This window comes from Lachnoanaerobaculum saburreum DSM 3986, from assembly GCF_000185385.1.
Taxonomy (GTDB): domain Bacteria; phylum Bacillota; class Clostridia; order Lachnospirales; family Lachnospiraceae; genus Lachnoanaerobaculum; species Lachnoanaerobaculum saburreum.
Window position 1 is genome coordinate 1,619,734 of record NZ_GL622296.1, and the last position, 8,459, is coordinate 1,628,192.

General features: G+C 35.4%; 6 protein-coding genes and 2 pseudogenes. All 8 read left to right on the plus strand.

The features are described 5' to 3' along the window. Positions 1 to 368: 368 nt before the first annotated feature. Positions 369 to 1,280, plus strand: coding sequence for a LysR family transcriptional regulator (locus tag HMPREF0381_RS07525; protein WP_008751351.1), 912 nt, complete (start codon positions 369 to 371; stop codon positions 1,278 to 1,280). A gap of 124 nt (positions 1,281 to 1,404) precedes the next feature. Continuing rightward, complete coding sequence (gene metE / locus HMPREF0381_RS07530; RefSeq protein WP_008751352.1) at positions 1,405 to 3,672, plus strand: 5-methyltetrahydropteroyltriglutamate--homocysteine S-methyltransferase; 2,268 nt, start codon at positions 1,405 to 1,407, stop codon at positions 3,670 to 3,672. A gap of 122 nt (positions 3,673 to 3,794) precedes the next feature. After that, positions 3,795 to 4,087 (plus strand): annotated as a pseudogene (citD, locus tag HMPREF0381_RS15885) (citrate lyase acyl carrier protein). Then, entirely contained in the window at positions 4,084 to 4,983 is a 900-nt protein-coding gene (locus HMPREF0381_RS07540; RefSeq protein WP_008751353.1) for an aldolase/citrate lyase family protein, read from the plus strand. Before citD ends, HMPREF0381_RS07540 begins: the two are co-directional and overlap by 4 nt. Position 4,984: 1 nt before the next feature. Then, positions 4,985 to 6,382 carry a citrate lyase subunit alpha gene (locus HMPREF0381_RS15410; RefSeq protein WP_008751354.1) on the plus strand — a complete coding sequence of 466 codons (1,398 nt, stop codon included), beginning with the start codon at positions 4,985 to 4,987 and terminating at the stop codon, positions 6,380 to 6,382. A 314-nt stretch (positions 6,383 to 6,696) separates the two neighbouring features. Further along, complete coding sequence (locus tag HMPREF0381_RS07550) at positions 6,697 to 7,398, plus strand: DNA alkylation repair protein (RefSeq protein ID WP_008751355.1); 702 nt, start codon at positions 6,697 to 6,699, stop codon at positions 7,396 to 7,398. Between the two features lie 65 nt (positions 7,399 to 7,463). After that, positions 7,464 to 8,279, plus strand: a complete 816-nt coding sequence (locus HMPREF0381_RS07555; RefSeq protein WP_008751356.1) for a nitroreductase family protein — start codon at positions 7,464 to 7,466, stop codon at positions 8,277 to 8,279. Between the two features lie 67 nt (positions 8,280 to 8,346). Beyond that, positions 8,347 to 8,459, plus strand: a pseudogene (locus HMPREF0381_RS16090) (IS200/IS605 family transposase); the annotation flags it as partial.

Sequence of the window (8,459 nt, forward strand, 5' to 3'; positions counted from 1 at the left end):
GAGAGCATACTGCTTTGATAGCAGAGCATACCCCCACATCGGATAAAAAATCTGATGTGGGGGTGTTTTATACACTGATATCTCTCCGGTATCCGAAAAGAGTTTTATTTATTTAATAATTGAGATATAATTTTATATATGACGGAGGAAATGTTGTAGTTTAGATTAGCTGTATTAGATGACGTACAGGAAATAAAAAAGTTTTATAAAGATATTGTAAAAATATGAATGAGCAAAATATTGAAATTTGGGATGATATTTATCCTTTCGGTTTATTTTAAGAGAACATTAGGAAGACAGGTATTAAGACTATAAGCATTAGGCAGGATAATTGTAAATAAGAAATCATAATAGAAAGGAAATTAACAGTGACATTACAGCAGTTAAAATATGTAATAACTATAGCGGAGTGCGGTTCGATTACTTCAGCGGCAAAGAAGCTTCTTGTTGCACAACCAAGTTTATCAAAATCTGTTTCTGAATTGGAAAAGGAAATGGATATAAACATATTTTTCAGAAATAACCGTGGAATTTACCTTTCTGAAGAAGGTACAAGGTTTTTATCTTATGCCCGTCAGGTTGTTGAACAAATCGAACTGTTGGAGCAACAATATAAGAAAAAAGAAAATATTCGTCAGGTCTTTTCTATGTCGTCACAACATTATGCATTTGTTGTTAATGCATTTGTAGCTCTTGTAAAGGAGTATGGTGAGAGTAAGTACGAATTTGCTCTTAGAGAGTCAAGAACAAATGATATTATTGAAGATGTAAGAACTTCACGTAGTGAACTGGGAGTTCTGTTTTTAAGTAATTTTAACCGTGATATTATACAACATATTGTTAAAAATGCAGATTTAAAGTTTATTCCTTTGTTTAAAGCAAAACCTCATGTATTTGTTTGCAGAAATAATCCTCTTGTAGCAAAAGATAAAGTTACTTTGAGTGATTTAGCCCCATTTCCAAGGCTTACCTATGAACAGGGTATCAATAATTCATTTTATTTTTCTGAGGAATTGCACAGTGTAGAGGAAAGTTATAAAAGCATTATTGTTACTGACCGTGCAACTTTATTCAACCTGCTTATCGGGCTGGACGGATATACAATATCTTCAGGGATTTTAAGCAGTGATTTGAACGGAACGGAAATTGTGTCTATTCCTCTTGAAAGTGATGAAATTATGGAGATTGGATACGTTAAGCAAATAGATAGGCCGCTCAGTACAGTCAGTGAACGATATTTGGAGCTTTTACTAAAGTATATTGAAGATTATCTGACATAGTTTTTTTCTATGGATAATCATTTAAAATAAGCATTAACGAATATTATCTCTTTTGTGCTATGATAAAATCATAAGGAATGGAAATGTTTTTACATTTAAAAAATTTATTTTAGGAGATATATTTATGCATACTTCAGTTATTGGTTATCCAAGGGTTGGCTCTTTGAGAGAGTTGAAATTTGCCACGGAAAAATACTTCAGAAAAGAAATTTCTGATAAACAACTGCAAAATGTGGCCATAGAGATAAGAAAAGAAGCTTGGATTACTCAAAAAAATTCAGGAATTGATTTTATTCCTTCAAATGATTTTTCTTTCTATGATAATATGCTGGATACAGCCACACTGTTTAACATTATTCCAAAACGCTACAGTTCTTTAAAGCTATCTGCTCTTGATATGTATTTTGCTATGGCAAGAGGTTATCAAGGTGAGGCAGGTGATGTAAAGGCGTTAGCTATGAAAAAATGGTTTAATACCAATTATCATTATATGGTTCCTGAAATTGAAGATGAAACAGAAATAAAATTAGTAGGTACCAAGCCGTTTGATGAATTTTTGGAGGCAAAAGAATATGGAATTACAACAAAGCCTGTTATAATAGGTGCTTTTACACTTTTAAAGATGATTCGATATACAGGAAGTAAAGCGGCAGAAGACTATACAGATGCTGTAATTTCAGCTTATTGTGAGTTGCTTGACAGATTTGGCAAACTTGGTGTTGAGTGGATACAGTTTGATGAACCTTATCTTGTCTATGATTTAGATAAGAAAGATATTAAATTATTTGAAAAAATCTATAAGAATATTTTACATGTAAAGGGAGATATAAAAGTACTGCTCTGTACATATTTCGGAGATGTAAGAGATTGCTACAAAAATATTTGTACACTTGATTTTAACGGTATCGGACTTGATTTTACAGAAGGCAGGCAGACAAGAGATATTGTTAAATCTAACGGCTTTCCTAAAGATAAAATTCTTTTTGCAGGTGTTGTAAACGGCAAAAATATTTGGAAAAACAACTATAAAAATACGCTTGCAATTATAGATGAGTTGAAAGCATGTGATATTGAAACAGTTATAAGTACATCCTGTTCTTTACTCCATGTGCCTTATACTTTGAAAAATGAAAACAAGCTGTCTGAAAAATACACAGAACACTTTGCCTTTGCCAAAGAAAAGCTGGTTGAGCTTGAGGAATTAAAATTGCTTTCAGAAACTGACTACCTATCTTCAAAATTGTACCATTGTAATGAAAAACTGTTTGAAGGCAGACCTGAGTGTCATAATACTGATGTGGAAAAAAGAACCGCCAAAATAAAGGACAGTGATTTTATAAGGCTACCGGAATTCTCAGAAAGGGAAAGTATTCAAAAAGCCAAGTTTGACTTACCGGAATTTCCGACTACTACAATCGGTTCTTTCCCGCAGACTTCTGATGTAAAAGCAAACAGAACCGCATTTCGTAAGGGAAATATAACAGAGCAGGAATATATAGAATTTAATCGTAAAAAGATTGCAGAGTGCGTAAAATCGCAGGAAGAAATAGGTTTAGATGTTCTTGTGCATGGAGAATATGAGCGCAATGATATGGTAGAATATTTTGGAGAGCAGTTAAACGGCTTCTTGTTTACTGAAAAAGCATGGGTGCAGTCATATGGTACACGTTGTGTAAAACCGCCGATTATTTGGGGTGACGTTTCAAGAAGTAAGCCTATGACGGTGGAGTGGTCAGTCTACGCACAAAGTCTTACCTCTAAGCCTATGAAAGGTATGCTTACAGGACCGGTTACCATTTTAAACTGGTCATTTCCTCGTGAAGATATTTCTGTCAAGGAATGTACTAATCAGATCGCACTTGCTATCCGTGATGAGGTACTTGACCTTGAAGCAAACTGCATCAATATTATTCAGGTGGACGAAGCTGCTTTACGTGAAAAATTGCCTATCAGAAAGAGTGATTGGTATAGCGAATACCTTGATTGGGCTATTCCGGCCTTTCGTCTTGTTCACAGCGGAGTAAAGGCTGAGACACAGATTCATACACATATGTGTTACAGTGAATTTACAGATATTATTAAGGCAATTGATGATATGGATGCAGATGTTATAACATTTGAGGCATCCCGCTCGGATCTGACAATACTGGATTCACTAAAGGCAAATAACTTTAAAACTGAGGTGGGTCCCGGAGTTTATGATATTCATTCTCCAAGAGTTCCATCTGTTGAGGAAATAAAAACTACTATTTACAAAATGCTTGAAAAGATTGATCGCAACAAGCTTTGGATAAATCCTGACTGTGGACTGAAGACCAGAGGGATTAAAGAAACAAATGAGAGTCTTAAAAATCTTGTATTGGCGGCAAAGCAAATTAGAGATAAAAAGTAATCATAGTTGCTCCTAATTACCTTAATAAATATTAAGATAATTAGGAGTGTTTTTGTAAGATTACCTTCTTATTATAAGCATAAGAGTTGAAAACATTAAATGTTTAAAAGGAGGGAGTTACAATGGAGATTAATAAACCGGCAATGGCCGGAACACTTGAATCCAGTGACTGTCAGGTAACTGTGGAAAAAGGGGACGGTAAGATTGATTTTACATTGTAATAAACCAATATGGAGATCAAATCAGAAAAGTTGTGTATCAAACATTAAATAACCTTGGGGTCAATAATGTAAGAATAGCTGTAGTTGATAAGGGAGCATTGGACTGTACAATCAGAGCAAGAGTTGAATGTGCTGTTTTCCGTTCATCAGAGCAGACTGATCGCTTACCTTGGGGAGGAGCAATTAGATCATGAATGTTAATAAGAAAAGATTAAGAAGAACAATGATGTTTTTAAATGCACAAAAACCCGGACTTATTAAGGATCCTTATATTTATAAACCGGATTCCATTATTTTAGACCTTGAAGATGCGGTGGCGGAGAATCAAAAGGATGCTGCCAGATTTTCATTGTATCATGCGTTACAGGAGATTGATTATCATGGTGTGGAGCGTGTGGTAAGAATCAACGCACTTGATACACCTTACTGGAAGGAGGATATTCGCTGTAGTGTGGCAGGAGGATGTGATTTAATCCGAATTCCAAAAACGGAATGTGCACAGGATGTAAAACTGGTAGAGTCCGAGGTGGAGTATGCGGAAAGAGAATTCGGAAGGCCGAAGGGAAGTGTACTTATAATGGCGGCTATTGAGTCTGCCAGAGGTGTTATGAAAGCCCTTGATATTTGTGAAGCTTCAGACAGATTGTTCGGTATCGCACTGTCAGGCGGAGATTATACAAAGGATCTTCAAACCCATATTACAGGAACCGGTGTAGAACTTATGGGTGCAAGACAGAATCTGGTAATTGCCGCTCGTGCAGCCGGTGTGCAATGCTTTGATACTGTATATACCGATCTCAATAATATGGAAGGCTTCCGTCAGGATGTGGAGATTATTCATCTTATGGGGTTTGACGGAAAGTCCATAATTAATCCAAGACAGATAAATACTGTGCATGAAATATTTACCCCCTCTTTGAAAGATATTATTTTTGCCGAAAAAGTGGTTAAAGAGATTGATTCCAAAAAGGCACAGGGAATCGGTGTATTTACTGTAGACGGGAAAATGATTGATATCGCATTTTATGACGGTGCAAAAAGAACTATAGAGTTGGCAAAAGCATCAGGAGTATATAAGGGGGATTTATAAAATGATTAATGCAGTTGGTAGAGATATTCCGGAAGAAATTTTAAAAATAACCGGAAAAGAAGTATTTCATGGAAACAATTATTATGACGGATATGAATATAAAAAAGACGGCCCGATAACTAAATGTAGCATGAATAACAGTGACAGTAAACTGGTAAAAAGTATCCATGAAGCATTGGTAAAATGTGAGATTAAAGACGGGATGACACCGGGATTCCATCACCATTTTCGTGAGGGTGACTATATTGTAAATATGGTTATGGAAGAAATACATAAGATGGGGATTAAAGATATTACAATATGTGCAAGTTCACTTGGAAAAGCACATGATCCGATTGTGCCATATATTGAAGACGGAACTATTACAAATATTCAGTCTTCAGGCGTACGTGGAAAAATCGGTGAGGCAATCTCAAACGGAAAACTTAAGGGACTTGCAATTATGCGTTCACATGGAGGAAGAGTCCGTGCAATTGAAACCGGAGAAAAAAGAATAGATATTGCGTTTATCGGAGTACCGACCTGTGATGACTATGGAAACTGCCGAGGTATAGGAGGAAAGAGTGACTGCGGTGTACTCTCCTATGCTATGGTAGACGGTGATTATGCAGATAAAGTGGTGGCAATCACAGATTGTCTTGTGTCTTTCCCAAACTTCCCGGCACATATAAGTATGACAAAGGTGGATTATGTAGTGGAGGTAGATGCAATCGGCGATCCGAAAAAAATTGCGACCGGTGCTGCAAAACCCACTACAGATCAGAGAAAACTTATGATGGCGGAATATTGTACTCAATTTGTTGTAAATACTCCATATTTTAAGGACGGATTCTCTTATCAGACAGGTGTTGGCGGAGCATCAATAGCTTCAACTTATATTTTTATGATAGGCTGTGCAGTAGCTCTTTTTGTGAACTATCCCGGAGCAAAATTACAAAATAAAATCATCAAATCCCATTCAGGTCCTGCACTTATGATGGCATCCACTATACTTGCGGCAGGTGTATTCTTAGGTGTATTGGAAGACAGTGAGATTATGACACATATGGCAAATGTACTGGCTTCATTTATCCCTCAGCCCATGGGAAGATTTTTACCTTTAATTATCGGTGTTTTGTCAGTACCGCTTACACTTATGTTCTGCACAGATTCATATTTCTTCGGGCTTCTTCCTGTGCTTATCAGTATCGGAAACAAATTCGGAGTCAATCCGGCTCATACCGCCATTGCCATGGTTGTGTGCCGAAACTGTGCAACTTTTATAAGCCCTGTAGTTCCTGCCACCTTCCTTGGTGTAGGTCTTGCAGGAGTGGAAATAAAAGACCATATCAAGGCATGTTTTTTCTGGATATGGGGAGTAAGTATTGTTTGTCTGATTTCAGGAGTGATAAAGTTTTAAAATCAAGTAAAAGAGGTGTCTTTGCTCTCATTTAATATAATATTTGCCAAAAGGCGATAAATTACTCCTGTTGCCCTGTAATAAAAAATGCTCTTACCGATTTTACGGTTGAGGGCATTTTTGTATTCATATTTCAGAAGCAATTAAAAAATAGTTGTAAGATTATCTACCTGTTTATACACAAAGATTTCTCATATATCCGGAAAGAGTTTTATTTATTTAATAATTGAGATATAATTTTATATATGACGGAGGAAATGTTGTAGTTTAGATTAGCCGTATTGTATGACGTACAGGAAATAAAGGAGAAGTATATGATTGCAGATAAGGTAAAGGATGAATTGTTTAAAATGCAGGATACGGATTATAGAGATCTTATCAGTAAGCTGATACCTACAGTTGATAAGGAAATGTTTATCGGTATCAGGATACCAAAACTTAGAGAGTATGCAAAACAACTTATAAAAAAAGATGAAGCTGTAGAATTTTTACATGCTCTACCACATAAGTATTTTGATGAAAATCAGCTGCATGCAATTATTATTTCTGAAATAAAGGACTTTAAAAACTGTATTGATGAAACAAACAGATTTCTCCCATATATAGACAACTGGGCGACATGTGATCAGCTCTCACCGAAAGTTTTTAAAAAATATCATAAGGAATTGCTTTGTTATATAAGAGAATGGTTGAAATCTGATAAGATATATACACTCAGATTTGGAATAGGTATGCTTATGGAGCATTTTTTGGACGAGGATTTTGATATAATATATCCTGAAATGATAGTAAAGATAAGGACTGACGAGTATTATGTAAACATGATGATTGCATGGTACTTTGCAACAGCACTTGCAAAGCAGTATGAGAAGATACTTCCGTTTATTGAAAAAGGCATTCCGGATAAGTGGACTCATAATAAGACTATACAAAAGGCGGTGGAGAGTTATCGCATCAGTACCGATAAAAAGGAGTATCTAAAGGAATTAAAGATAAAAAAGGCGTATACTAAATAAAATTTAAAAAGTATTTTGTAACAGATATTTACTTTCAAGATATAACTACTTTAAAGGAGTCAAACATGAATATAGAAAATATTAAAGCAAGAAAAAGTGTAAGAACATATAATGAAGAGAATATTTCTCCTGAAATATTGGAAAGAATAGAAGAATTTATAAAAAAAACGGATAACCCTTTTAATATTCCGATAGAGCTTAGACTTTTGGATGCAAATGAGTATAAGTTAAGTTCTCCTGTAATTATCGGTGCAAAAAAGTATGTAGCAGGAAAATATAAAAAGCAGATAAATGGTGAGGTTGCTTTTGGATATTCATTTGAGAAGTTTGTGCTATATGCTACCGAGATAGGACTTGGAACTGTCTGGATTGCAGGTACCATGGACAGAAAAGCCTTTGAAAGTGCTATGGATATTAAAGAAGGTGAGATGATGCCGGCAGTTACACCGATAGGTTATAAGGCGGATAAGAAGTCTATCCGTGAGAATATTATGAGAAAAGCTATAAAGGCAGACAGTAGGATAAACTTTGATAAACTTTTCTTTAAAAATGATTTTAATACAGCTCTAAATGAGGATGAGGCAGGAAAGTGGTTGATTCCGCTTCAGATGGTACGTTGGGCACCGTCAGGTGTAAACAGGCAACCTTGGAGAGTGGTAGTGGAAGGGGATAAGATATATTTTTATGAGAAAAGGACAAAAGGATATGAAAGTGATAATGTCGGTGATGCCCAAAAGATAGACCTCGGTATTGCGCTTTGCCATTTTGATATAGCCACAAGAGAAATCGGATTAAAGGGGCATTTTTATCAGGACAATCCAAATATTACCACACCTGAAAATACTGAGTATATTGCAACATTTGAAATAATGCTACCTTAACCCACCGGCTTTATACGGTGGGTTAAGGTAGCAAAAAATAGATATTTGTGATACAATAACCGGCATTATAGGAGTATGGAAATCAAAGAACAGACACAAATATTTATTACAGTATCATACTATTTTTGTATGTAAGTATAGAAAAAAGCTTTTAGTATCAAAAGAAATATCAGATTATAT